Below are 23,353 nucleotides of genomic sequence, written 5' to 3' on the forward strand. Positions count from 1 at the left end.
CAGTATCGGAACCGCCGCACCCGCGGGGGGCGACACGAGGAGGTGCGCCGTGAAGGGCGTCGAGGTCAAGGTCGAGGGTCTGACGAAGTCGTTCGGCCGGGCGAACATCTGGTCCGACGTGACACTCACGCTGCCGGCGGGTGAGGTCTCGGTACTGCTGGGGCCGTCCGGAACCGGTAAGTCGGTGTTCCTCAAGTCGCTGATCGGCCTGCTCAAGCCGGAACGCGGTTCGATCGTCATCCACGACACGGACCTCCTCCGCTGCTCGGAGAACCGGCTCTACGACATCCGCAAGCTCTTCGGCGTCCTGTTCCAGGACGGCGCGTTGTTCGGGTCGATGAACCTGTTCGACAACATCGCCTTCCCGCTGCGCGAGCACACCAGGAAGTCCGAGGCGCAGATCCGCGACATCGTCCTCGACAAGATGGAGCTGGTCGGTCTCCGCGGCGACGAGGGCAAGCTGCCCGGCGAGATCTCCGGGGGCATGCGCAAGCGCGCCGGGCTCGCCCGTGCGCTCGTCCTCGACCCGGAGATCATCCTGTTCGACGAGCCGGACTCCGGTCTCGACCCGGTCCGGACCGCCTACCTGAACCAGCTGATCATCGACCTCAACGCGCAGACCGACTCGACCTTCCTGATCGTCACGCACGACATCAACACCGCCCAGACCGTGCCGGACAACATCGGCCTGCTGTACCGCAAGCACCTGGCGATGTTCGGGCCGCGCGAGCAGCTGCTGACCTCCGAGGAGCCGGTGGTCGCGCAGTTCCTGAACGGCCGTCGTCAGGGACCGATCGGCATGTCCGAGGAGAAGGACGCGGCCCAGGCCGCCCGCGAGCTGGAGGAGGCCGGCGAGCTCCAGGGGCTCCCTCCGCTGAAGCCGCAGCTGACCACCTCACCCGGCGTACCGGAGCGCAAGGCCGTCGCCCGTCGCCGTCGGCGGGTCGCGGACATGATGCACACCCTCGGCCCGGCCGCTCAGGAGGCGATCCACGCCGCGACGGCGGCGCCGGCCGCCACCGCGCAGCTACCGGGAGGCCGTCACGGCTGGCGTGACGCCGAGCAGACCGCCGAGATGCCGCGCGTGCGATGAGCGCCGACGAGGACCCCTGTGCCGGACGGTCGCCGGGGAGATGAACGATCCGCGGGCCGCGCCACCGGCAAGGGCGTCACACCGTCAGCTGCGGTCCCGATGGTGCGCGACCATGGTGCGGACCATCTCCACCGCGGCGAGCACGGCGTCCACCGGTGGCGCGTCGTCACCGGGCGACCGGCGCGCGGCGCGCGCGAAGAGACCGTCGACGACGAGCCGAACCTGCTCGGCCAGGACCGGGCCGCCCACCGGACCGGCGAGCTCCCGCGCCGCCCGGTCCACCTCTGCGCGGGACTCGCGCAACCGGCGCCGGGCGAGGGCGCTCGGCCCGCTCCCGGCTCCGGCCCCGTCGCCCGAGCCGGGGAACTCCACCAGATAGTTGCGGAGGGGACACCCCCGTCCGCCCTCCCGCAGGACCCGTTGGCCGACGTGTGTCACCGCCGCGACGATGCGATCCCCGGGGTCCCCGCCGGCCTCCCGCAGGGCGCGGTCGGCTGACGCGGCCAACGCCGTCGACCAGCGCTCCAGGTAGGCCTCGACGAGGTCGTCCTTGGTGGCGAAGTGACCGTAGAGCCCGCTCTTGCCGGTGCCCGCCTCGTCGATGATCTCCTGCATGCCGACGGCACGCACGCCACGGGCGTAGAACAGACGCCCCGCCGCGTCCAGGATCCGTTCCCGGACGTCCGGCTTCGCTGTGCCGACCACGGGCACTCCTTCCGATCCACCCCATCCTACAGACCGCTCAGTCCGGCTGCCTGCCTACCGCTCAGCCGTTGTGAGCAGCTCCTTCGCATTCAGTACTTGACGAACGGTGTCGACATCGCGTTGTCTCGGACCGATCGGTCCGGCCGGATGACACCGCACCGGGCGCACGAACGTCACCGGACGGCTCGTCGCCCGTGGAGGCCGGCTCGCCGGCATCCGGTTCTCCTGCCCCCGGTCCGGAAGGACGGCCCATGCCCGCAACCTCGGCGAGCCCCGCTCCCACCACGGTGCTGCTGGTCACCTCGGCGGCGGCGTTCCTGTCGAGCCTCGACCTGTTCATCGTCAACATCGCGTTCCCGGCGATCCGGGCGGACTTCCCCGGATCGGACCTGGGCCAGCTGTCGTGGGTGCTGAACGGCTACACCGTCGTCTTCGCCGCCTTCCTGGCGCTCGCCGGGCGCCTGGCCGACCGGTTCGGCCACCGCAGGCTGTTCCTGGTGGGGCTGGCGGTGTTCACCGTGGCCTCGGCGCTGTGCGCGGTCGCCCCGACGGTGTGGGCGCTGGTCGCCGCACGGGCCGTCCAGGCCGTCGGGGCGGCGATGGTCATGCCGACCTCGCTGTCGCTGCTGCTCGCCGCCTACCCGCCGGAACGGCGGCCGCACGCGGTCGGCGCCTGGGCCTCGATCGGCGCCGTGGCCGCCGCGCTGGGACCGCCGGTGGGCGGCCTGCTGGTCGAGCTCTCCTGGCACTGGGTGTTCCTGGTCAACGTCCCCGTCGGCGTCGTCGCGCTGCTCGTGGGACTGCGGGTGCTGGTCGAGCCCGGTACCGCACGAGTGGGGGTCCCGGACCTGCTCGGCGCGACCGGACTCGTCGTCGGCGTCGGCGCGCTGGCCTACGCGCTGGTCCGCGCCCCGGACGACGGGTGGGTGTCGGTGCCGGTCCTGTCCGGGATCGCCCTGGCCGTCGCCGGCCTCACCTGGGTGGTCCTGCGCTCGCGGCGGCACCCGGTCCCGGCCCTCGAACTCGACGTGCTCCGGGTCCCGGTCGTGGCGACCGCCGCGCTGACGATGACCGCGTTCACCACGGCGTTCGCCGGGATGCTGGTCGTCAACGTCCTCTTCCTGACCGGCACCTGGGGCTGGTCCGCGGCGCTCGCCGGCTTCGGACTGGCACCCGGCCCGCTCGTGGTCGTCGTGGTGTCCCGCTTCAGCGGCCGACTCGCCACACGGTTCGGGTCCGGCCCGGTGGCGCTCGCCGGGACCGTCGCGTTCGCCGCGGGTCCGACCTGGTGGCTACTCCGGCTGGGGACCGAGCAGGGCTACTGGGCCGGGGTCCTGCCCGGTCAGGTGTTCACCGGGCTCGGCGTCGGGCTCATCCTGCCCACCTTGTCCGCGCTCGTGGGATCGGCGCTGCCCGCCCACCAGTGGGGCTCCGGCTCGTCCCTCATCAACACCGCCCGCCAGGGCGGCTCCGTGCTCGGGGTCGCACTGCTGGTGTCGGTCGTCGGGACCCACACGACCGGGCTGCCCGAGGAGCTGGGTGCGCTCCGAGGGGGGTGGGTCCTGCTGGTGGCCTCCGCCCTGGTCGCGGCGGTCTTCGCCACGGCCCTCACGGTCGTCGAGCGGCGGCGGGACACACCGGCCGGCCGGCCGGCGTCGGCACCGGCGACCTGACCCCGACCATCCCCGTCCGACCGAGCGGAGGCTCACCATGACCACACCGAACCCGACCCGCGACGGCCTCTGGCTCGACGACCTCGTCGAGGGCGCCACCTTCACCACCGACACCCACGAGCTGACCGCCGAGGAGATCGTCGCCTTCGCCCGCGACTTCGACCCGCAGCCCTTCCACACCGACGCCGACGCGGCCGCGGGGACGTTCTTCGACGGTCTCGTGGCCAGCGGCTGGCACACCGCGGCGCTCACCATGCGACTCGTGGTCACCAGCGGGCCGCCCATCGCGACGGGCATCGTCGGCGGGGGCGCCGACGTGGCCTGGCCCAGCGCCGCCCGGGCCGGGGACGTCCTGCGGGTGGAGATCGTGATCCGCGAGATCCGCCGGTCCCGGTCGCGGCCGGACCAGGCATGGGTCGTCGTCGAGCAGCGGACGCTCAACCAGCACGACGCGGTGCGGCAGACCACCACCGCACGGTTGCTGGCCTGGCAACGGCCCCGCCACGACTGACGCCGGCTCCCTCATCGACGACTTCCCGGGCCACCGGGTGACACCACCTCGACAGCGGCAGTGACCCGCTCCGGACTCGACCCGCGCGGCGGACCACCCGTCCGAGCTCGGCCTCCTCGACATCGCCATGCCTCCGACTCGTACTCGGCGTCGTTACGATCATGTCAACGCGTCAGAATCTGTTGACATGAGAGTGTGTACGGGCCAGCCTCTTTGGTACCTGGATCGAAGGAGTGCCCGTGGCGCTACCCCCTCCCGACGCCGCCCGGTTGGCGGCGTTGAACGAGCACTACGCGTTCGGCCTGTCCGAGGCCGAGCTGGCGGAGTTCGGTCCGGCGGTCACGGCGACGCTGGCTGCGTCCGACTGGGTCGAGGAGCTCTACCGTGCTTCGGCGCCGCAGACGCCCCAGCGGGCGTGGTCGGAGCCCGCGGACAACCCGCTCGGTGGTTGGCATGTGACGGCGTCGGTGCCGGGTGCCGCCGAGGGTCCGTTGGTCGGGCGCACGGTGGCGTTGAAGGACAACATCTGTCTGGCCGGGGTGCCGATGACCAATGGGTCGGCGACGGTCGAGGGTTTCGTCCCGTCGCGGGATGCGACGGTGGCGACCCGGCTGTTGGCGGCGGGGGCGAGGATCACCGGGAAGTCGGTGTGTGAGGACCTGTGTTTCTCGGGTGCGAGTTTCACCTCGCGGCCGTGGCCGGTGCGCAATCCGTGGGACACCGGCCGTAATGCCGGTGGTTCGTCGAGTGGGAGCGCGGCACTGGTGGCCTCGGGTGCGGTGGATCTGGCCGTGGGTGGTGATCAGGGTGGTTCGATCCGGATCCCGAGTGCGTTCTGCGGGACGGTGGGGCACAAGCCCACTCACGGGCTGGTCCCCTACACCGGGGCGTTCCCGATCAAGGCCACGATCGATCACCTGGGTCCGATCACCCGCACGGTGTCCGACGCCGCACGGATGCTGACGGTCCTGGCGGGTGTCGACGGGCTCGACGCCCGTCAGCCCACCGAGCTGGACCCGGTCGACTACCTCACCGCACTGGAGACCTCGGCGGCGGGGTTGCGGGTGGGGATCGTGGTCGAGGGTTTCGGCCGCCCGGAGAGCGACCCGGCCGTCGACGAGGCCGTGCGTGCCGCGGTCGGTGCTCTGGCCGGGGCCGGGTTGGTGGCGGAGGAGGTGTCGATCCCGTGGCATCTGGACGGGATGGCGGTGTGGAACGTCATCGCGACCGAGGGTGCGGCCTACCAGATGGTCGACGGTAACGCCTACGGCATGAACTATCCGGGTCTCTACGATCCGGAGCTGATCGCGCACTACCACCGTCAGCGCCTCGCCCGGGGGGCGGAGTTGTCCAAGACGGTCAAGCTGGTCGGGCTCTCGGGTGGCTACACCTTCGGCCACGGGGGCGGCGTCTACTACGGCATGGCCCGCAACCTCGCGTTCGAGCTGCGTGCGGCCTACGACCAGGCGTTGAGTGGTTATGACGTGCTGGTCATGCCGACCCTGCCCTACACCGCGCCGGAGCTGATCGGGCTCGATGCCGGGTTGGACACCTATCTGCCGACCGCGTTGGGGATGGTCGGCAACTGTGCCCCGTTCGACGTGTCCGGTCACCCCGCTGTCTCGGTGCCGGCCGGGCTGGTCGACGGGCTCCCGGTCGGTCTGATGATCGTCGGCCGGCGTTTCGACGACGCGACCGTCCTTCGGGTCGCGCACACCTTCGAGCAGGCCGTCGGCGGCTTCCCCGCCCCACCGGCCCTCGCCGGCTCGGTCGGAGCAGCGTCGCCGCTCGTCTCCGGCGTCCGGGGGGTGACGCCGCCCCCGCCACTCGCGCGCAGGTCTCGCAGCACCTGCCACACACGAACCGAACGCACCACCACCATCCCGAAGGAGCACACGTGACGCTCGCCGCCCACCAGAACCGCACCGGCCTGCCCGAGCAGGCCCCCGTCGAGGACCGCGCCTGGGCACTGAAGAACGCCCTGGACGCCAAGGGACTCATCCCCACCGGCTTCAACGAAGGATGGAAGACGACCTTCGAGGAGGAGTACAGCCCGCGGCGCGGGGCCGAGCTCGTCGCACGGGCCTGGACCGACCCGGAGTTCCGCGAGCTGCTGCTCTCCGACGGGACCGCGGCCGTCGCCCAGTACGGCTACCTCGGCGCCCAGGGCGAGTACATCCGAGCGCTCGCCGACACCCCGACGGTCAAGAACGTCATCGTCTGTTCGCTGTGCTCCTGCACCGCCTGGCCGATCCTGGGTCTGCCGCCCACCTGGTACAAGGGCTTCGAGTATCGCGCCCGCGTGGTGCGTGAGCCCCGCAAGGTCCTGGCGGAGCTGGGGACCACGATCCCCGAGGGCGTCGAGATCAAGGTCTACGACACCACCGCCGAGACCCGCTACATGGTTCTCCCCATGCGCCCGGCGGGGACCGAGGGCTGGGACGCCGAACGACTCGCGTCCATCGTCACCAAGGACTGTCTCATCGGCGTCGCCCTGCCCTCGGCCGACGTCGTCGTCGAGCACCCCAACACCTGAGCGAACGGAGCACACCCCATGGACGGCGTTCACGACCTCGCGGGCCGGCAGGGCTTCGGCCCGGTCCCGCACACCGCCAACGGCCCGATCGGTGACACCTTCAAGTACGACTGGGAGCACCTGGGCTACAGCCTGCTGTTCCTCGGCGTGACCAACGGCAACTTCACCCTCGACGAGGTGCGCCACGCGGTCGAACGGCTCGAGCCGGTGCACTACCTGAGCACCCCGTACTACGAGCGCTACATCATCGGCGCCGCGACGCTCATGGTCGAGAAGGGCGTGCTCACCCACGACGAGCTGGAGGCCGCGGCCGGCGGGCCCTTCCCGCTGGCCCTCCCCGCCACCTCCCCCGGGCGTCCCGCGCGGGAGAACCGCGAGACGTTCGAGGTCGGCGACAAGGTCCGGGTCACCGACGACCACTTCGCCGGGCACGTCCGCTACCCCGCGTTCTGCCGGGGCAAGGTCGGCACGGTGCAGCATCGCACCGGGATGACCTGGCCCTTCCCCGACGCCGCGGGCCACGGCCGCAGCGACGGCGGCTCGGAGCCGAGCTACCACGTCGAGTTCGACGCCGCCGAGCTGTTCGGCGACGACACCGACGCCGGTGCCGTCGTCGTCGACCTGTTCGAGGGCTACCTCGAGCGCGCCGCCTGACCCACCGCACCGTCCGGGCGGGCCCGTTCCGACGGGCCCGCCCGGTCCGCCCGACCTCCCACCACGGTCGCCTCCGCCGGCGACGAGAGGAACGACGATGACCGACACCCGCCTCCCCGTCACCGTCCTGTCGGGCTTCCTCGGAGCAGGCAAGACCACGCTGCTCAACCACGTGCTGAACAACCGCGACGGCCGCCGGGTCGCGGTCATCGTCAACGACATGAGCGAGATCAACATCGACGGCTCGGAGATCGCCCGCGAGGTCGAGCTCAGCCGCTCCGAGGAACGCCTGGTCGAGATGACCAACGGCTGCATCTGCTGCACCCTGCGCGACGACCTGCTCGGCGAGATCACCCGCCTCGCCCGCGAGGACCGGTTCGACTACCTGCTCATCGAGTCCTCCGGCATCTCCGAGCCCCTCCCGGTGGCCGAGACCTTCACCTTCGTCGACCCCGCAGGTGGGGCGCTCGACGACATCGCCCGGCTCGACACCATGGTCACCGTCGTCGACGGCGTGAACTTCCTCCGGGACTTCCGGGCAGGGCGCCCGGTGGACGCCGATGCTCCCGACGACCGCCGCGACCTCTCCGACCTGCTGGTCGACCAGGTCGAGTTCGCCGATGTCATCCTCATCAGCAAGACCGACCTGATGCACGACACCCAGGTCGCCGAGCTCACGGAGATCCTGCGCCGGCTCAACGCCGTCGCCGAGATCCTCCCCGTGTCCGAGGGACGGGCACCGCTCGACCGCATCCTGGACACCGGTCTGTTCTCCCTCGCACGCGCCGCCACGGCACCCGGCTGGCTCCAGGAGATCAACGGCGAGCACATCCCGGAGACCGAGGAGTACGGCGTCGCCTCGTGCCTGTACCGGGCGCGGGCACCGTTCCACCCGGAGCGCCTGCACCACTTCCTCACCCGTGACTGGACCAACGGCCGGCTCCTGCGGGCGAAGGGCTACTTCTGGAACGCCGCCAGGATCACCGAGATCGGCAGCATCTCCCAGGCCGGACACCTCATCCGGCACGGCTACATCGGGCACTGGTGGCGCTTCCTCCCGCAGGAGATCTGGCCGCAGGACTACCGACGCGACGCGATCACCGACAACTGGGACGACGCCGTCGGCGACTGCAGGCAGGAGCTGGTGTTCATCGGGCAGGGAATCGACCGCGACCGCCTGTTCGCCGACCTGGACGCGTGCCTGCTCACCGACGCCGAGATCGGGCTCGGGCCCGACGGCTGGGACGCGCTCCCCGACCCGCTCGGCACCGGACAGATCGACGTCGCCTCCGCCGCGGCAGGTGGCCGGCTCCCCGCCGGACTCTGACGGAGGCGGAGATGACCGTGGTCAGGGAGGACGGGCTCGTGGGGTCCGCATTCGAGGCACTCGCCGACCCCACCCGGCGCAGCATCCTGATCCTGATCGCCGACGGCGAGGAGTGCACCGCCGGCGAGATCGCGCTGCGCACCACCACCGTCGCGCGCAACACGGTCTCCACCCACCTGCGCATCCTGCGCACGGCCGGACTCGTCCACGAACGGCGGTCCGGCCGGCACCGCTTCTACTCCGTCGACCAGAACGGGCCGGCCAGACACGTGCTGACGACGTTGCAGACGATCTTCCGGACACCCGACGGTCGATGACCGCGGGCAGGGAGGTCCCCCGGTTCCGGACATGCCGAGAACCGGACGGGTCATCGGACCCGTCCGGTTCTCCGACGCGGATTCAGGATGTCATCGAACGGCACTCACCTCCCGGCGCGCCTTTCCGTCGTAACGCGCGACGGGGCGGATCAGGACGTCGTGGGAAGCCTGTTCGATCACGTGCGCGGTCCAGCCGCTGATCCGCGACATCGCGAAGAGCGCGGTGAACATCGGGGTGTCGAACCCCATGAGGTGGAACAGCGGGCCCGCGGCGTAGTCGAGGTTGGGCCGCAACCCCTTCTCCCGCAGCATCGCGCCGGCGAGCACCTCGTAGTGCGCCATCAGTGCACGGCCGCCTCGCAGGTCGGCGACCTGTCGCATCCGGGAGTGCAGGGCGGGGACCCGGGAGTCGCCACGCTTGTAGACCCGGTGACCGAACCCCATGACCTTCTTGCCGGCGGCGAACCGGGCCTCCAGCCACTCGTCGACCAGGTCGGGGTCGCCGATCTCGTCGAACTGGTTCATCACGGCCTCGTTCGCACCGCCGTGCAGCTCGCCCTTCAGCGCCCCGAGGGCGGCGACGACGGCGCTGTAGAGGTCCGAGCGGGTCGAGGTGACGGTGCGCGCGGCGAACGTGGACGCACTGAAGCTGTGCTCGGCGTAGAGGATCATCGCGACCTCGAAGGCCCGCACGACCTCGGGTTCGGGGATCTCACCGAAGGTCATGTGGAACACGTTCTCGGCGTGCCCGAGGTCATCCCGCGGCGCGATCGGACGCTGCCCGCGGCGACGCCGCTGGTCGAGCGCCACGATCGTGGGCAGCACCGCGAGCAGCTGCACCGCCTTCTCCGCGCTGGCCCCGGCCGAGTGGTCGGTGGTCGCCGGGTCGTGGGCGCCGATCCAGCTCACCGCGGTGCGGAGCACGTCCATCGGATGGCAGTCGGTCGGCAGGGACAGCAGCATCGCCTCACACGCGGGGTCCAGCCGGCGCAGGGACCGCTCGCGCCGCTCCAGCGCCGCGAGCTCGGCCGGGTCCGGGAGCTCCCCGGTCCAGAGCAGGTGCGCGACGTCGAGGAAGCCGTGCCGCTCGGCGAGTGCCGGCGCCGGGTAGCCCCGGTAGAGCAGGACGTTGTGACAGGGGTCGACGTCGGAGATCGACGTCGTGTCGGCGACGACTCCCACCAGGCCGCGTCGGACGGGGGTGTCGCGTTGGTCGTCGGTCATGGGTGTCTCCTTCTGCGGCGGGCCGGTGGCCCGCTACCGGACGGCGTCGCGACGTGCTCCGGCCAGGAGCGCGTCGGCGAGACCTCGTGGTGTTCCTGTGTCGCACGGGATCCGGCTGCCACGGTCGGTGGCTGCCGGGGACCGCGGCCCGGTGACGGGGTGGATCACGGCGTCCATGCCGAAGGCGGCGAGCTGCGTGACGGTGGGCAGCAGGACGGAGGTCGGGTCGCCGCCGGTGACCGGGGTGGCGGTCACGAACAGCGGCGCGGTGAGGGCCTCGCGCAGGACCGGGTAGGTGGCCCGCGACGCAGGCGCCTCGACGACGACGAGATCCGCGCCCGCGGCGAGACGGGCGCGGGCCCGGTCGATGGTGTCGACCAGGCCGCGGGCCCGGTCGGTGGTCGTGCGGACCCCTATCAGCAGCGCGGGGTCGTGACGGGCGCGGACAGCGGTGCGGACACGGGTCTCGACGTCCCCGGCCGCCCCCTCGTCGGGCGAGGTGTCGTCGAGGAGCACGCCGGACGCGCCCGCCGCCGCGATGTGCGCCACCGTGTCGGCGTCGCCGGTCGGGCCGAGGTCGACCAGGACCGGCAGCGGGGTGGCCCGGACGATCCGGGCGACCAGCTCCGCGGCGTCCTGCCCGCCCGTGTCGGCCGCCGCCACGTGCACGCCGTCGAGCCCCATGGCCGCGATCTGGCGCGCGGACGCGGCGGTGGTGACGGTGTGGAAGCGCAGCGGGCGGCGTCCCGCACGGGGCCGGTCGAGCGCGGCCCGGAGCACGACGCGTCGGCGGGTGGGTGGGACGTCGGTCTGCAGCATCAGCGCGCCCCTGCCGTCGTGGCCGGGTAGGAGTGGAAACCGCGGCCGGTCTTGCGTCCCAGCAGGCCCGCCTGGACCATCCGCCGCAGCAGCGGCGGCGGTGCGTAGAGGGGTTCGTGCTCCTCGGCGTACATCGTCTCGGCGATCGCGGCGACGGTGTCGAGCCCGATCAGGTCGGCGAGCTCCAGCGGCCCCATCGGGTGGGCGCACCCGAGCCTCATCCCGGCGTCGACGTCGGCCGGTGTGGCCCGACCGGTCTCCACCATGCGGACGGCGCCGAGCAGGTAGGGCACCAGCAGCGCGTTGACGACGAACCCGGCCCGGTCGGCGGCTCGGATCGTCTGCTTGCCCAGCGCCCCGGTCACCCATTCCTCGACCCGGGCGAGGGTCTGCGCCGAGGTCGTGAGCGAACCGACGACCTCGACCAGGGGCAGCACCGGCACGGGGTTGAAGAAGTGCAGCCCCACGACCTGTCCCGGTCGCCCGGTGCCGTGCGCCAGCTTCATGATCGGGATCGAGCTGGTGTTGGAGGCGATGACCGCGTCCGGGTCGGCGAGCACCTTGTCCAGGCTCGCGGCGAGGTCGCACTTGACCATCTCGTTCTCGACGACCGCCTCGATGACGAGCTGGCGGTCGGCGAGGTCGCCGAGGTCGGTCGAGAACGTCAGCCGGCTCGCTGCCGCGTCCCGGTCGGGCACGGAGAGCCGCCCGCGGTCCACCGCCCGGTCCATCGAGGCCAGGATCCGTTCCCGGCCCCGGTCCAGCGCTCCGTGGTGCTGTTCGACGACGTGGACGTCGTTCCCCGCCCGCGCACACACCTCGGCGATGCCCGCGCCCATCTGTCCGGCGCCGACGACGCCGACCCGCTCGATCCCGCTCACCTGTTCTCCTCCTACGACGGGGTGCGGCAGGGGTGGCCGGATGCGCGGACGCACCCGGCCACCCACCGCGGGAACTCGCTCAGCCGTGGAACTGCTCGGCCTCGGTCGACCCGGCGAGCGCGGTGGTGGACGACTCCGGGTTGACCGCGGTGGAGACGGCGTCGAACCAGCCGGTGCCGACCTCGCGCTGGTGCTTGATGGCGGTGTAGCCGTCGGCCTCGGCGGCGAACTCGCGCTCCTGCAGGGCGACGTAGGCGGTCATGCCGTTCGCCGCGTAGCCCTTGGCCAGGTCGAACATGGAGTGGTTCAGGGCGTGGAAGCCGGCGAGGGTGATGAACTGGAAGGCGTAGCCCATCGCACCGAGCTCGCGCTGGAAGCGGGCGATCGTGTCGTCGTCGAGGTGCTTGCGCCAGTTGAACGACGGCGAGCAGTTGTAGGCCAGCATCTGGTCGGGGAACTCGCCCTTGATCGCCTCGGCGTACTTGCGGGCCAGCTCCAGGTCCGGCACCGAGGTCTCCATCCACAGCAGGTCGGAGTACGGCGCGTAGGCGAGCCCGCGGGTGATGCAGGGCTCGATGCCGCCGGTGACCCGGTGGAAGCCCTCCGCGGTGCGCTCACCGGTGAGATACGGGCGGTCCCGCTCGTCGACGTCGGAGGTGATCAGGTTCGCGGCCTGGGCGTCGGTCCGGGCGACGATCACCGACGGGACGCCGGAGATGTCGGCCGCGAGCCGCGCCGCGTTGAGGGTGCGGACGTGCTGGGAGGTCGGGACCAGCACCTTGCCGCCGAGGTGGCCGCACTTCTTCTCCGAGGCGAGCTGGTCCTCCCAGTGCACACCGGCCGCGCCCGCGGCGATCATGGCCTTCATCAGCTCGAACGCGTTGAGCGGGCCGCCGAAGCCGGCCTCGGCGTCGGCGACGATCGGGACCAGCCAGTGCGGGTCGTCGCCGCCCTCGGCGGCCGAGCGGCCCTCCAGGGTGCTGATCTCGTCGGCGCGCAGCAGCGCGTTGTTGATGCGGCGGACCACCGCGGGCACCGAGTTGGCCGGGTAGAGGCTCTGGTCGGGGTAGGTCTGGCCCGCGAGGTTGGCGTCCGCGGCGACCTGCCAGCCGGACAGGTAGATGGCCTCCAGCCCGGCGCGCACGCTCTGCACGGCCTGGTTGCCGGTCAGCGCCCCGAGGGCGTGCACGTAGTCGCGCTCGTGCAGCAGCGACCACAGCCGCTCGGCGCCGAGGCGGGCCAGCGTGTGCTCCTCGCGCACGCTGCCCGACAGCGCCACGACCTCCTCCGCGCTGTGACCGCGGGTGATCCCTGCCCAGCGCGGGTCGTTCGCCCACTCCTGCTTCAGCTCGTCGACCCGCTGCTGCCGGTTCGTCCCGGTCATGTCCTGCTCCTTTGCGAAGTTCGCGTCCGTGTCCGCGCTCACGGTCTCCCGGCGGTGGCCGGGGGCCGTGGCGATCTCTCGAACGGGGTGCGACCAGCATCGGAGCTGCAACGGAGGTGAGGCGACGGTGGCCGCCTGCCAACTCCTGCGCATCTTCCGGCCGGATTCTGCGAATCTTGCAAAGGGTGGTCTCGGCTACAGTCCCGCCATGGCGACCTCCGGCATCCCGGGCACCCGGCTACGCGCGCTGCGCGAGACCCGCTCGATGACCCAGGCGGAGCTGGCCAGGGCCCTGGAGATCTCGCCCAGCTACCTGAACCAGATCGAGCACGGCTCCCGACCCCTGACCGTGCCGGTGCTGCTGCGGATCACCGAGGTGTTCGGTGTCGACGCGGCGTTCTTCGCGGCCCGGCGACCCGAGCGGCTGGTCGCCGAGCTGCACGAGGTGTTCGCCGAGACCACGTCGGCGGCCGGACCGGTCCCGGCGGGACAGATCGAGCGGCTCGCCGGCGAGCTGCCCGCGGCCGCGGACGCGGTGCTGGAGCTGTACCGGCGGTGGCGCCGGGCGGACGAGCACCTGGCCGCCGCGTCGGACCACACCCGGGACGGCCGTCCGGTCGGCAACGACGGCACCGACCGGATCCGGTCGGCGTCGCCGCACGAGCAGGTCCGCGACTACTTCTACCGCCGTCGCAACCACGTGGCCGAACTCGACGACGCGGCCGAGACGCTGGCGTCGGAGATCGGGATGCGCCGGGGCGAGGTGCGCCGCGCCCTCGCCGAGCGCCTGCGGACGGTGCACGGCGTCAGCATCGCCGGGCTGGAGGACGACACGACCGGCTCCGGCGAGATGCACCGCTACGACCGGGTCGAACGGGTGCTGCGGCTGTCCCCCGCACTGCGCGCCGGCCAGCAGGCATTCCGGATGGCGACCCAGCTCGCGCTGCTGGAACACGACGCGCTGATCGAGCGCTTGGCGGCCGAGGACCCGGCGGACGACGACACCCACACCCTGACCCGGATCGGCCTGGCCCGGTACTTCGCGGCGGCGCTGACGCTGCCCTACGGCGAGTTCCGGGCCACCGCCGAGCGGTTCCGCTACGACATCGAGCGCCTGTCCGACCACTTCGGACAGGGGTTCGAGACGATCGCGCACCGGCTCTCGACACTGCAGCGCCCGTCCGAGCCGGGGGTGCCGTTCTCCTTCGTCCGCGTCGACCGGGCCGGGAACATGTCCAAGCGCCAGTCCGCGACCGGGTTCCACTTCTCCCGCGGCGGCGGCACCTGTCCACTGTGGAACGTCTACCGCGCCTTCGCCTCCCCCGGCGAGATCGACGTACAGATCGCCGCCATGCCCGACGACGCCCGCTACCTGTGGGTCGCGCGCACGGTCACCGGCTCCCAGCGCCGATGGGGACGACCGGGCAAGACCTTCGCGATCGCACTCGGCTGCGAGATCCGCCATGCACACCGGTTGGTCTACTCCGACGGGCTCAACCTCGACACCCCTTCGGCCGCGACACCGATCGGCGCCGGCTGCCGGGTGTGCAGCCGGGCGCAGTGCCCACAGCGGGCGTTCCCACGCCTGGACCACACGACGCTGATCCTGGAGGACCGCAGCACCTTCGTGCCCTACCCGGTCGCACCGGGCGGCTGAGGGGCCCCGCGGGCCCCGTCGACCGGGAGCCGGAGCAGGAGCTGTCAGTGCCGGCCGTAGGCCGGCCGGGTCCGATCGAGGATGCTGCGCACTGCCTCGACGTGGTCGCGGGTGCGGACCAGGTCGGCGAACCGTTCCGCCTGCACGGCCCGACCGCCGGCCGCGTCGAGCTGGTGTGCCCGGTTGGCGGCGGCCTTCGTCGCCTCGACCGACAGCGGCGACCGCCCCGCGATCCGGTGCGCCCGTTCCAGGGCGGCGTCGACCACCGCGTCGGTCGGCACGACGGCACTCGCCAGGCCGGTCCGCAGGGCCGTAGCCGCATCGCACCGGTCACCGGTGAGCAGCATGTCCTTGGCCGGGCCGAGCCCGAGCAGCCGCGGCAGCCGCCAGGCGCTCATGATCAGACCGACGTTGACCCCGGCAGCCACGAAGAAGCCGTCCTCGGCGGCGACCCGCAGGTCGCAGGCCAGTGCGAGTTCGAGCCCGGCGCCGACGGCGCCTCCGGCGACCGCGGCGACCACCGGGACGCGGAGCTCCTCGACCCGGTCGGTGAGCTCGACGATCTCGGTCAGGAAGGCCGCAGCGTCGCCGTCGTCGCGGGCGTGCTGCTCCTCGACGAGATGGCCACCGGCGCTGAAGTGTCCGACGCCGGTGAGGACGGCGGCGCGGAACCGGGTGTCACGGTCCACCTCGTCGAGGGCGTGGCGCAGTGCCGCACGCACGGGGCGGGACAGCGCGTTGGCGGGCGGGGCGTCCAGCGTGAGAACGGCGACGTGCTGCCCGTCGCGGCTCAGCCGGACGCCGGCGGTGCCGGGCGGCCTGCCGGAGCTCGCCACCACGGTCGCGGTCATGGACACCTCCGGATGTGGGCGGCCGACCCGCCCGTGATCGACGGGCGGGCCGGCCGCGGGAGAACCGGCGGTCGGCCGGTGGGCGAGGCCGGAACGGTCAGCGTCCGGCCGGGACCTCACGGCGGGCCGAGCCCTCGTAGGCCGCGAGCGGCCGGATGAGGGAGTTCGCCGCGAGCTGCTCGGCGATGTGGGCCGTCCAGCCGGTGATCCGCGCCATCACGAACAGCGGCGTGAACATCGGGATGTCGAAGCCCATGAGGTGGTAGAGCGGGCCCGCCGGGTAGTCGAGGTTGGGGTGCAGCCCCTTCGCCCGGTGCATCGCCTCGGCCAGCGCGGTGTGGGTGGCCAGCAGCTCGTGGGCCCCGCGCAGCTCCACGATCCGTTCGAGCGCGGCCTGCAGGGTCGGGACCCGGGAGTCGCCGCGCTTGTAGACGCGGTGCCCGAATCCCATGATCTTCTTCTTGTTCGCGAGCGCGTCGGCGAGCCACGCCTCGGCGGCGTCGGGCCCGTCGATCTCGGCGAGCATGTGCATGACGGCCTCGTTTGCCCCGCCGTGCAGCGGCCCCTTCAACGCACCGATCCCCGCGACGACGGCGCTGTAGAGATCCGACAGGGTCGAGGTCACGACCCGGGCGGTGAAGGTCGAGGCGTTGAAGCTGTGCTCGGCGTAGAGGATCATCGAGACCTCGAACGCACGCACCACCTCGGGCTCGGGCACCGCGCCGAAGGTCATGTGGAAGAAGTTCGCCGCGTAGCCCAGGTCCGGGTCGGGCGCGATCGGGTCGAGCCCCCGTCGGCGGCGCTGGTCGATCGCCACGACGGTCGGCAGCGCGGCGAGCAGCCGCAGCGACTTCTGCGTGTCGGCGGCCGGGTCGTCCTCCTGGGCGTCCTCGGAGCCGAGCCAGCTCACGGCGGTGCGCAGGGTGTCCATCGGGTGGCAGGTGGTGGGCGTGCCGAGCAGCAGTGCCTGCAGGCTGCGGTCGATCGGGCGGAGCGCGCGTTCCTGTGCCTCCAGCCGGGCCAGGGCGTCGGCGGCGGGCAGCTCGCCGTGCCAGAGCAGGTGCGCGACCTGGAGGAAGCCGGAGTGCGCGCACAGGTCCTGCACCGGGTAACCGCGGTACAGCAGGGAGTTGGTGTCGGCGTCGACCTTGGAGATGGCCGTGGTGTCGGCGACCACTCCGGCCAGCCCCTTGTGGATCTGCGGGGGTGCGTCGGCCACGGTCATGAGGGGTCCTCCTCGTCGAGATAGCCGGCGAGCCCGGCGTCGAAGGCGCCGTACTCGTCGTAGTGCAGGAGTTCGTAGAGCCGGGCGCGGGTCAGCATCCGATCGACCACTCCGGCCTGGGTGCCGGTGCGGCGGATCTCGGCGAGCCCGGCCTCCGCGGCACCCATGGCGAGCCGGAGCAGGGTCACCGGGTAGATGACGACGTTGACGCCGAGCTTCTCGAGGGTGTCCGCGGTCAGCAGGGGGCTCTTCCCGAACTCGGTCATGTTCGCCAGCAGCGGGACGTCGAGGGCGTCGCGGAACGCGGCGTACTCGTCCTCCCCGGTCAGCGCCTCCGCGAAGATCATGTCGGCACCGGCGGCCACGTAGGCGCGGGCGCGGTCGATCGCGGCGTCCAGCCCGTCGACGGCGCGGGCGTCGGTCCGGGCGCACAGCACGAACGCGTCGTCGCGGCGCCCGCGCACCGCCGCCCGCACGCGGGTGCACATGTCCTCGGTCGGCACCAGCGCCTTGCCTGCCAGGTGCCCGCAGCGCTTCGGGTCGACCTGGTCCTCCAGGTGGCACCCGGCCAGCCCGGCGTCCTCGAAGGTCTGGACCGTGCGGGCCACGTTCGCCGGACCGCCCCACCCGGTGTCGGCATCGACCAGGACGGGCAGGTCGGTCTGCCGGGCGATCGTCGCGGCGCGGGCCGCGACCTCGGTGGAGGTCGTGAGCCCGACGTCGGGCAGCCCCAGCTCCGCGGAGAGGACGGCACCGGAGACGTACACGCCGTCGAATCCCTGCTCGGCGATCAGCATCGCCGACAGCGCGTTGAACGCGCCGGGGAACTGCAGCAGCCGGCCGCTCGCCAGCGCCTCGCGGAACGCCACCCTGCGCGCGTGGGGGGTGCTGGTCGCGCCGAGCATCAGAACACCCCGCGACCCGGTGCGGTCGCGAGCGACGCCGGGACGATCGTCAGCTCGCCCAGCTCGGCGGCGCTCAGCTCGGGCAGACGCAGGGCGTGGTCGAGGAACCGGTCCTGTTCGACGCGGTCGACGACATCGCGCGCCAGGTCGCGGAACTTGCCGACGTAGGCGTCACGACCGAACGGGCGGGCGCCGAACGGGTGCGCGTCGGCAACGGCGATCTCGTCGACCAGGGTCGTGCCGTCGGTGAAGGTGACCTCGACCCGACCACCGAACGCCTTCTCCGCGGGGTCGTGGGAGTGGTAGCGGCGCGTCCACTCCGGGTCCTCGACGGTGGAGATCGCGTGCCACAGCCGGACGAGCTCCGCGTCGGCCGCGCGGTGCGGCGGGTAGGAGCGCTCGTGGTGGAAGCCGCCGTCGAGCAGCGCGACGGCGACGATGTAGGGGATCGAGTGGTCCAGGGTCTCCCGCGACGCCGTCGGGTCGTACTTCTGCGGGTCCCCGGACCCGGACCCGATCACGTAGTGGGTGTGGTGGCTGGTGTGGATGACGATGCTGCGCACCCGCTCCGCGCCGCCCGCCTCCCGGATCCGGGGGCCGAGCCGGCGCGCGAGGTCGATCAGCGCCTGACTCTGGTACTCCGCGGAGTGCTCCTTGGTGTAGGTCTGCAGGATCGCGCGGGGAGCCTCCCCGCGCTCCGGCAGCGGAACGGTGTACGCGGCGTCCGGGCCGTCGAGCAGCCAGGCGATGACACCGTCCTCGCCCTCGTAGATCGGCGACGGCGCGCCCTCGCCGAGCATCGCGCGGTCGGCGGCCTCGATCGCGACCTTCCCCGCGAACGCGGGGGCGAACGCCTTCCACGACGAGATCTCGCCCTTGCGCGACTGCCGGGTCGCGGTCGTCGTGTGCAGGGCCTGCTGCACGGCCTGGTAGGTGACCTCGGCCGGCAGGTCCAGCAGGGCACCGATCCCGGCGGCGACCGACGGACCGAGGTGCGCGACGTGGTCGATCTTGTGCTGGTGCAGGCAGATCCCGGTGACCAGCGCGACCTGGACCTCGTAGGCGACCGCGATCGCCCGGGTCAGCGCGGCGCCGTCCGCACCCGTGTGCTGGGCGACCGCGAGCAGCGGCGGGATGTTGTCGCCGGGATGGGAGTAGTCCGCCGCCAGGAACGTGTCGTGGAAGTCCAGCTCCCGCACCGCGACACCGTTGGCCCACGCCGCCCACTCCGGCGACACCCGCTCACGGGTGCCGAACACGACCGCCCCGGCCCGGTCCTGCGGGGCCGCGTGGCGCAGCGCCTGCGCCCGTGCGGCCACGACCGGACGACGGTTCACCGACGCCGTCGCCACACCCGCGTTGTCGACCACCCGGTTCACGACCATGTCGGCCACCTCGGCCGGCGGTGGTACCTGGTCGGCGGCCACCTCGGCGATCTTCCAGGCCAGCTGGTCGGCGCGGGCGAGGTTCTCCTCGCTGCGGTACACGCGCACCTTGTGCTCGACGGTCATACGTTCTCCTCCATCATGAACAGGCACGACGTCGAGGCATGGCGACGGAATCCGCGGCCGGCTCTCCGGCCACGCATCCCTGCCTCGACCATTCGTCGCACTGGCGCCGGCGGGGAGAACTGCCGTTCCCCGTGCTCGATGCACATCGCCGTCACAACGGTGACGAGCACGCGAGACCGCCCTGATCCGCTGGCCCGAGCGGGTCGGGCCGGAGTCCCGACCGGCCGCGCCTGGCGACGGTTCCGATACTCGCGCACGGACCGAGAGCAACTCCAGACTGCGATGGATGCAAATTCGTGCGCAGATCCGGCCCGTTCTTGTGAATGGTGCGAACCACCGATTCGCGGTCGGGGTTCCACCCCGACCGCGATGCCGGTCAGCGCACCTGCCGTGGCCGTCCGGGACTCAGCCCGCCACCACCGGGTTCACGAGCCGGCCGATCCCGGTGATCTCGACCTCGACGAGGTCCCCGTCGGTCAGGAAGACCGGCGGGTCCCGGAACAGGCCGACGCCGCCCGGCGTGCCGGTGACGATGACGTCCCCGGGAGCCAGCACGGTGAACGTGGTGATGTAGGCGATCAGCTCCGGAATGCCGAAGATCAGCTGACTGATCGAGGCCTCCTGGCGCAGCTCGCCGTTGACCCGGGTCCGCAACGTGGCGGCGGAGATGTCGTCGATCTCGTCCGCCGTGACCAGCCAGGGGCCGAAGCCACCGGTGGCCCGGAAGTTCTTGCCGGGAAGGAACTGGCTGGTGTGGCGCTGCCAGTCGCGGACGCTGAGATCGTCGTAGCAGGAGTAGCCGGCCACCACCTGCGCGGCGTCGGCCTCGGGCACGTGGTCCGCCCGCGCACCGATCACGACGGCGAGCTCACCCTCGTAGTCGAACCGGCTCGTCTCCGCCGGCCGCACGGCGGGCTGGTCGTGCCCGATCTGCGTGTCGGGGAAGCGGGAGAACAACGTGGGGTAGGCGTTGTCCGGACGCCGGGTCTCGTCCAGGTGCGACCGGTAGTTGCCCCCGGCACAGATGATCTTCGAAGGATCCGGGACGGGCGGCAGCAACCTGACCGACCCGATCGGCAGGTCGGCGGCACGCCCCTGGGTGGCAGCAGCCAGCTCCGGGAGCGCTCCCGCAGCCAGGACCTCGCGCACGGACCGGAACCGCCCGTCCGTCGCGGTGACTCCGTCGACCACGCCGTCGACCGCGCCGTCGGTCACGACCCGGCCGAACCGTGGCTCGTCCGAGCCCTCCGACATGTAGGACACCAACCGCACGTGAGCTCCTTCCGCGTCCTCGGCCACGGGCCGGAACCGGATGCCGGTCTGCCGGCCACTCCGCTGTGGCGACCCCACCGTACAAGAGTCGACTCTCTTGGCAAGACTCATTTCTGTACTTGACGATTCGACTCCTGAGTGGCTTCATGGGGCGGCCCGGCCACCGTCGGATCGGGCGGAGGAGGGATCGCGTGTCGATGACGCCGCCGGACCGAGAGGTCGACGTCCTGGTCGTCGGTGCCGGCCCGACCGGCCTGACCCTCGCCGCGCTGCTCGCCGCGGACGGCACCCGGGTCCACGTCGTCGACGCTGCCACCGACCCCGTCGACGAGCCCCGGGCGATCGCGTTGGCGGACGAGTCGTTGCGCACCGCGCACGCCCTCGGACTCGTCGACGACCTCCGGCCGGACCTCGTGTGGGTGTCCGGTTCGCGCTACTACGGCGCGCGCGGTCAGCTGCTGGTCCGCACCCAGCCCGCCGTGATGCGTCAGGGCTTCCCGGTCAAGACGCTGTTCGACCAGCCCGGATACGTCCAGGTCTACCGCAGGGCGGTCGAGGACGCCCCGACGGCGTCACTCGAGTACGGCTGTGCCGCGACCGCGCTGACCCAGGACGCGGACGGCGTGGACGTGACCCTCGATGGCCCGTCGGGGCTCCGGACCCTGCGCGCCCGGTACGTCGTCGGGTGCGACGGCGGGAAGAGCCTGGTGCGCGCCTCGCTCGGCGTCCGGATGACCGGGTCGAGCCAGAAGCACCCCTGGATCGTCCTGGACCTCGTCGACGACCCCCGGGACCACGGCGACACCGAGTTCCACTGCGATCCGCGTCGTCCACACGTCGTCGTCCCCGGCAGCGGCGGACGCTGCCGGTACGAGTTCATGCTCCTGCCGGGCGAGCGCGCCGAGGAGGTCCTGCGGCCGGAGTTCGTCGCCGAGCTGGTGGCGCCGTTCCGCACGGTGCGGCCCGACCAGGTGCGGCGCGCGGCGGTGTACGTCGCCCGCCAGCTCGTCGCCGAGCGCTGGCGGGTCGGCCGCGTCTTCCTCGCGGGCGACGCGGCGCACCTCATGCCGCCGTTCGCCGGTCAGGGCCTCAACACCGGCATCCGGGACGTCCGCAACCTGAGCTGGAAGCTCTCCGCCGTGGTGGCGGGCCGGGCCACGGACGGGGTGCTGGACAGCTACAAGACCGAACGGCGGCCGCACGCGACCGCGATGGTCCGTTTCTCGCACCGCCTCGGCGCGCTCGTGATGACCGGTCGGCCCCGCCGCGCCACGGTGCGAGACCTCCTCCTGCGCGCGCTGCGGCTGGTCCCGCCGGTGCACCGCCACGTCACCGAACTGCGGTTCGTGCCTCGCCCGGACGTGTCCCGGGGTGTGGCCGTGCCCGCCGTCGGGCCCGCCGAGGGCTCGCTCGTCGGTTCGCCCCTGCCGCAGGGCCCGGTCATCGACGAGGCGGGCGCCATCGGTCTGCTCGACGACGCGCTGGGCGCCGGCTGGGCACTGGTCGTCCTGACCGACGCCCAGTCGGCCGCGGTCCCCGATCCCGTGCACCGGCTCGCCGCCCGCATCGAGGCCACGGTCGTGGTCGTGTTGCCACGCGGGCGGATCCCGCGCCGGCGGCCCGACGGCACCGTCGTCGCGGAACAACAGCCCGCCCTGCACCTCGGCCCCGCTCCGGGCGGAACAACCAGGTACCTGCTCGTGCGCCCGGACCGCTACGTCGCCGCCGACTTCACCGCAGCCGACACCCCGGCGGTCGCCGACGCCCTCGCCCGCTACTACCCCACGCCCGCGACGCGCGCGGTCGACGATCGGACGGTGGTCGCGTGAAGGCGGGCGTCGGCGCATCGGCGCACGGAGAGCGGCAGACACCTCGGCACGATCGTCCTCGCGGCGGAAGGAGCACGCACATGACCGTGACCAACGAGCCGAACCGGGTGACCGCGGAGGTCAGGGCCGGGATCGAGGAGCTCGTCGCCGAGCACGCCTGGGTCCTCGACCACGGCGATCCCCGGCTTCTCCCCGAGCTCTACACCGACGAGGGCCAGCTGCTCGGCCTCGGTGACCCCCTGGTCGGACGGGCCGCCCTGCAGCGCTGGGCCGACCGGCGCGCGACCCTCACCGAACGGACCTCCCGGCACGTGCACACCAACCTCCGGCTGCGGTCCGGCGAGGACGGCACCGTCGGCGGCACCCTGATGACGCTGCTCTACCGCCACGACGGCGAGGGCACGGGCCCGAGCTGGCCCATGCTCGTGCTCGACTACACCGACGTCTACGCCCGGGAGGGCGATCGGTGGCTGTTCGCGTCCCGCTCGATCGAACGGGTCTTCACCGACCCGGACCGTGAGGCGGCCCGATGACCACGGAGCACACGCCGGGTGCCGGTCCCCTGCCCGGGCGGCCGAAGGCCTATCGGTTCGATCAGATGCCCGTGGAGCTGCTCACGCCGGGGCTCTCCCGCTCGGGGATCCGCAGCGACGGATCGCTGGTGACGATCAACTGGTTCGAGCCCGGGTTCCGCAGCTCCGGCCAGCACTCGCACCCGTTCGACCAACTCAGCTTCGTGCTCAGCGGCACGCTGGAGTTCTTCGTCGGGGACGAGGTCTACGTCCTGGAGGCGCCCGCGGTGCTGCACATTCCCGGCGACGTCCCGCACGGCGCCCAACCCGTCGGCGACGAGCGGGTCCTCAACATCGACATCTTCGCGCCCGTCCGCGACGACTACCGCGCCCTCACCGCCTACCAGGACGCCGAGCACGCCGACCGGTCACCGTCCCTGCAGCCCCGACAGAACAAGGAGTAGCAC

Annotated in this window: 22 protein-coding genes; 12 read left to right on the plus strand and 10 right to left on the minus strand. The window is 72.3% G+C overall.

What is annotated here, in order from left to right:
• The first annotated feature begins 49 nt into the window (after positions 1-49).
• On the plus strand, positions 50-1,093 hold the full coding sequence (locus Ae717Ps2_RS19500) for an ABC transporter ATP-binding protein (RefSeq protein ID WP_083702425.1): 1,044 nt from the start codon (positions 50-52) through the stop codon (positions 1,091-1,093).
• Positions 1,094-1,177: 84 nt separating this feature from the next.
• Here the strand turns inward: Ae717Ps2_RS19500 and Ae717Ps2_RS19505 are convergent, their stop codons facing one another.
• Positions 1,178-1,798, minus strand: coding sequence for a TetR/AcrR family transcriptional regulator (locus Ae717Ps2_RS19505; protein WP_075333697.1), 621 nt, complete (start codon positions 1,796-1,798; stop codon positions 1,178-1,180).
• Positions 1,799-2,049: 251 nt separating this feature from the next.
• On the opposite strand from Ae717Ps2_RS19505, the gene Ae717Ps2_RS19510 reads away from it, so the two are divergent.
• From Ae717Ps2_RS19510 to Ae717Ps2_RS19540, 7 genes are all read left to right on the plus strand, one after another.
• Entirely contained in the window at positions 2,050-3,471 is a 1,422-nt protein-coding gene (locus tag Ae717Ps2_RS19510; RefSeq protein ID WP_020621835.1) for a DHA2 family efflux MFS transporter permease subunit, read from the plus strand.
• 37 nt (positions 3,472-3,508) lie between these two features.
• Positions 3,509-3,982, plus strand: coding sequence for a MaoC/PaaZ C-terminal domain-containing protein (locus Ae717Ps2_RS19515; protein WP_020621836.1), 474 nt, complete (start codon positions 3,509-3,511; stop codon positions 3,980-3,982).
• Positions 3,983-4,221: 239 nt separating this feature from the next.
• Positions 4,222-5,883: an amidase gene (locus Ae717Ps2_RS19520; RefSeq protein ID WP_083702427.1), complete on the plus strand. Its 1,662-nt coding sequence runs from the start codon at positions 4,222-4,224 to the stop codon at positions 5,881-5,883.
• Positions 5,880-6,518, plus strand: coding sequence for a nitrile hydratase subunit alpha (gene nthA, locus Ae717Ps2_RS19525; protein WP_075310876.1), 639 nt, complete (start codon positions 5,880-5,882; stop codon positions 6,516-6,518). Before Ae717Ps2_RS19520 ends, nthA begins: the two co-directional genes overlap by 4 nt.
• Positions 6,519-6,536: 18 nt before the next feature.
• Positions 6,537-7,172 (plus strand): nitrile hydratase subunit beta, encoded by a 636-nt coding sequence (nthB, locus tag Ae717Ps2_RS19530; protein ID WP_020621519.1) that lies wholly within the window; start codon positions 6,537-6,539, stop codon positions 7,170-7,172.
• A gap of 97 nt (positions 7,173-7,269) precedes the next feature.
• Positions 7,270-8,499 carry a GTP-binding protein gene (locus tag Ae717Ps2_RS19535; RefSeq protein WP_020621520.1) on the plus strand — a complete coding sequence of 410 codons (1,230 nt, stop codon included), beginning with the start codon at positions 7,270-7,272 and terminating at the stop codon, positions 8,497-8,499.
• Positions 8,500-8,510: 11 nt separating this feature from the next.
• Positions 8,511-8,816: a helix-turn-helix transcriptional regulator gene (locus tag Ae717Ps2_RS19540; RefSeq protein ID WP_020621521.1), complete on the plus strand. Its 306-nt coding sequence runs from the start codon at positions 8,511-8,513 to the stop codon at positions 8,814-8,816.
• 90 nt (positions 8,817-8,906) lie between these two features.
• Here the strand turns inward: Ae717Ps2_RS19540 and Ae717Ps2_RS19545 are convergent, their stop codons facing one another.
• The 4 genes from Ae717Ps2_RS19545 to aceA form a co-directional block, all read right to left on the minus strand.
• A complete protein-coding gene (locus Ae717Ps2_RS19545) occupies positions 8,907-10,040 on the minus strand; it encodes a bifunctional 2-methylcitrate synthase/citrate synthase (protein WP_075310874.1) in 1,134 nt (377 codons plus the stop codon).
• A gap of 33 nt (positions 10,041-10,073) precedes the next feature.
• Positions 10,074-10,859 (minus strand): isocitrate lyase/phosphoenolpyruvate mutase family protein, encoded by a 786-nt coding sequence (locus Ae717Ps2_RS19550; protein ID WP_075333698.1) that lies wholly within the window; start codon positions 10,857-10,859, stop codon positions 10,074-10,076.
• The gene (locus Ae717Ps2_RS19555; protein WP_020621524.1) at positions 10,859-11,740 is read right to left on the minus strand and encodes a 3-hydroxybutyryl-CoA dehydrogenase; all 882 of its coding nucleotides are present in this window, start codon (positions 11,738-11,740) and stop codon (positions 10,859-10,861) included. The genes Ae717Ps2_RS19550 and Ae717Ps2_RS19555 overlap by 1 nt, the downstream gene beginning before the upstream one ends.
• A gap of 79 nt (positions 11,741-11,819) precedes the next feature.
• The gene (gene aceA / locus Ae717Ps2_RS19560) at positions 11,820-13,124 is read right to left on the minus strand and encodes an isocitrate lyase (protein WP_020621525.1); all 1,305 of its coding nucleotides are present in this window, start codon (positions 13,122-13,124) and stop codon (positions 11,820-11,822) included.
• Positions 13,125-13,332: 208 nt separating this feature from the next.
• Between aceA and Ae717Ps2_RS19565 the strand changes: the two genes are divergently transcribed.
• Complete coding sequence (locus tag Ae717Ps2_RS19565; RefSeq protein ID WP_075333699.1) at positions 13,333-14,781, plus strand: short-chain fatty acyl-CoA regulator family protein; 1,449 nt, start codon at positions 13,333-13,335, stop codon at positions 14,779-14,781.
• 44 nt (positions 14,782-14,825) lie between these two features.
• Here Ae717Ps2_RS19565 and Ae717Ps2_RS19570 read toward each other — a convergent pair whose 3' ends face one another.
• From Ae717Ps2_RS19570 to Ae717Ps2_RS19590, 5 genes are all read right to left on the minus strand, one after another.
• Positions 14,826-15,632 carry an enoyl-CoA hydratase/isomerase family protein gene (locus tag Ae717Ps2_RS19570; RefSeq protein WP_075310868.1) on the minus strand — a complete coding sequence of 269 codons (807 nt, stop codon included), beginning with the start codon at positions 15,630-15,632 and terminating at the stop codon, positions 14,826-14,828.
• Between the two features lie 97 nt (positions 15,633-15,729).
• Positions 15,730-16,857: a bifunctional 2-methylcitrate synthase/citrate synthase gene (locus Ae717Ps2_RS19575; RefSeq protein WP_020621528.1), complete on the minus strand. Its 1,128-nt coding sequence runs from the start codon at positions 16,855-16,857 to the stop codon at positions 15,730-15,732.
• Positions 16,854-17,762 carry a methylisocitrate lyase gene (gene prpB / locus Ae717Ps2_RS19580; RefSeq protein WP_075333700.1) on the minus strand — a complete coding sequence of 303 codons (909 nt, stop codon included), beginning with the start codon at positions 17,760-17,762 and terminating at the stop codon, positions 16,854-16,856. The genes Ae717Ps2_RS19575 and prpB overlap by 4 nt, the downstream gene beginning before the upstream one ends.
• Entirely contained in the window at positions 17,762-19,273 is a 1,512-nt protein-coding gene (locus Ae717Ps2_RS19585; RefSeq protein ID WP_020621530.1) for an MmgE/PrpD family protein, read from the minus strand. Before Ae717Ps2_RS19585 ends, prpB begins: the two co-directional genes overlap by 1 nt.
• A gap of 405 nt (positions 19,274-19,678) precedes the next feature.
• Positions 19,679-20,545: a fumarylacetoacetate hydrolase family protein gene (locus Ae717Ps2_RS19590; protein ID WP_075333701.1), complete on the minus strand. Its 867-nt coding sequence runs from the start codon at positions 20,543-20,545 to the stop codon at positions 19,679-19,681.
• A gap of 197 nt (positions 20,546-20,742) precedes the next feature.
• Between Ae717Ps2_RS19590 and Ae717Ps2_RS19595 the strand changes: the two genes are divergently transcribed.
• From Ae717Ps2_RS19595 to Ae717Ps2_RS19605, 3 genes are all read left to right on the plus strand, one after another.
• Entirely contained in the window at positions 20,743-22,374 is a 1,632-nt protein-coding gene (locus Ae717Ps2_RS19595) for a bifunctional 3-(3-hydroxy-phenyl)propionate/3-hydroxycinnamic acid hydroxylase (RefSeq protein ID WP_075334323.1), read from the plus strand.
• An 80-nt stretch (positions 22,375-22,454) separates the two neighbouring features.
• A complete protein-coding gene (locus Ae717Ps2_RS19600) occupies positions 22,455-22,907 on the plus strand; it encodes a nuclear transport factor 2 family protein (RefSeq protein ID WP_075310860.1) in 453 nt (150 codons plus the stop codon).
• Positions 22,904-23,350, plus strand: coding sequence for a cupin domain-containing protein (locus tag Ae717Ps2_RS19605; RefSeq protein WP_020622364.1), 447 nt, complete (start codon positions 22,904-22,906; stop codon positions 23,348-23,350). Before Ae717Ps2_RS19600 ends, Ae717Ps2_RS19605 begins: the two co-directional genes overlap by 4 nt.
• The last annotated feature ends 3 nt before the right edge of the window (positions 23,351-23,353 follow it).

Origin of the sequence: Pseudonocardia sp. Ae717_Ps2, assembly GCF_001932475.1 — a bacterium.
In the GTDB taxonomy this organism is placed as follows: domain Bacteria; phylum Actinomycetota; class Actinomycetes; order Mycobacteriales; family Pseudonocardiaceae; genus Pseudonocardia.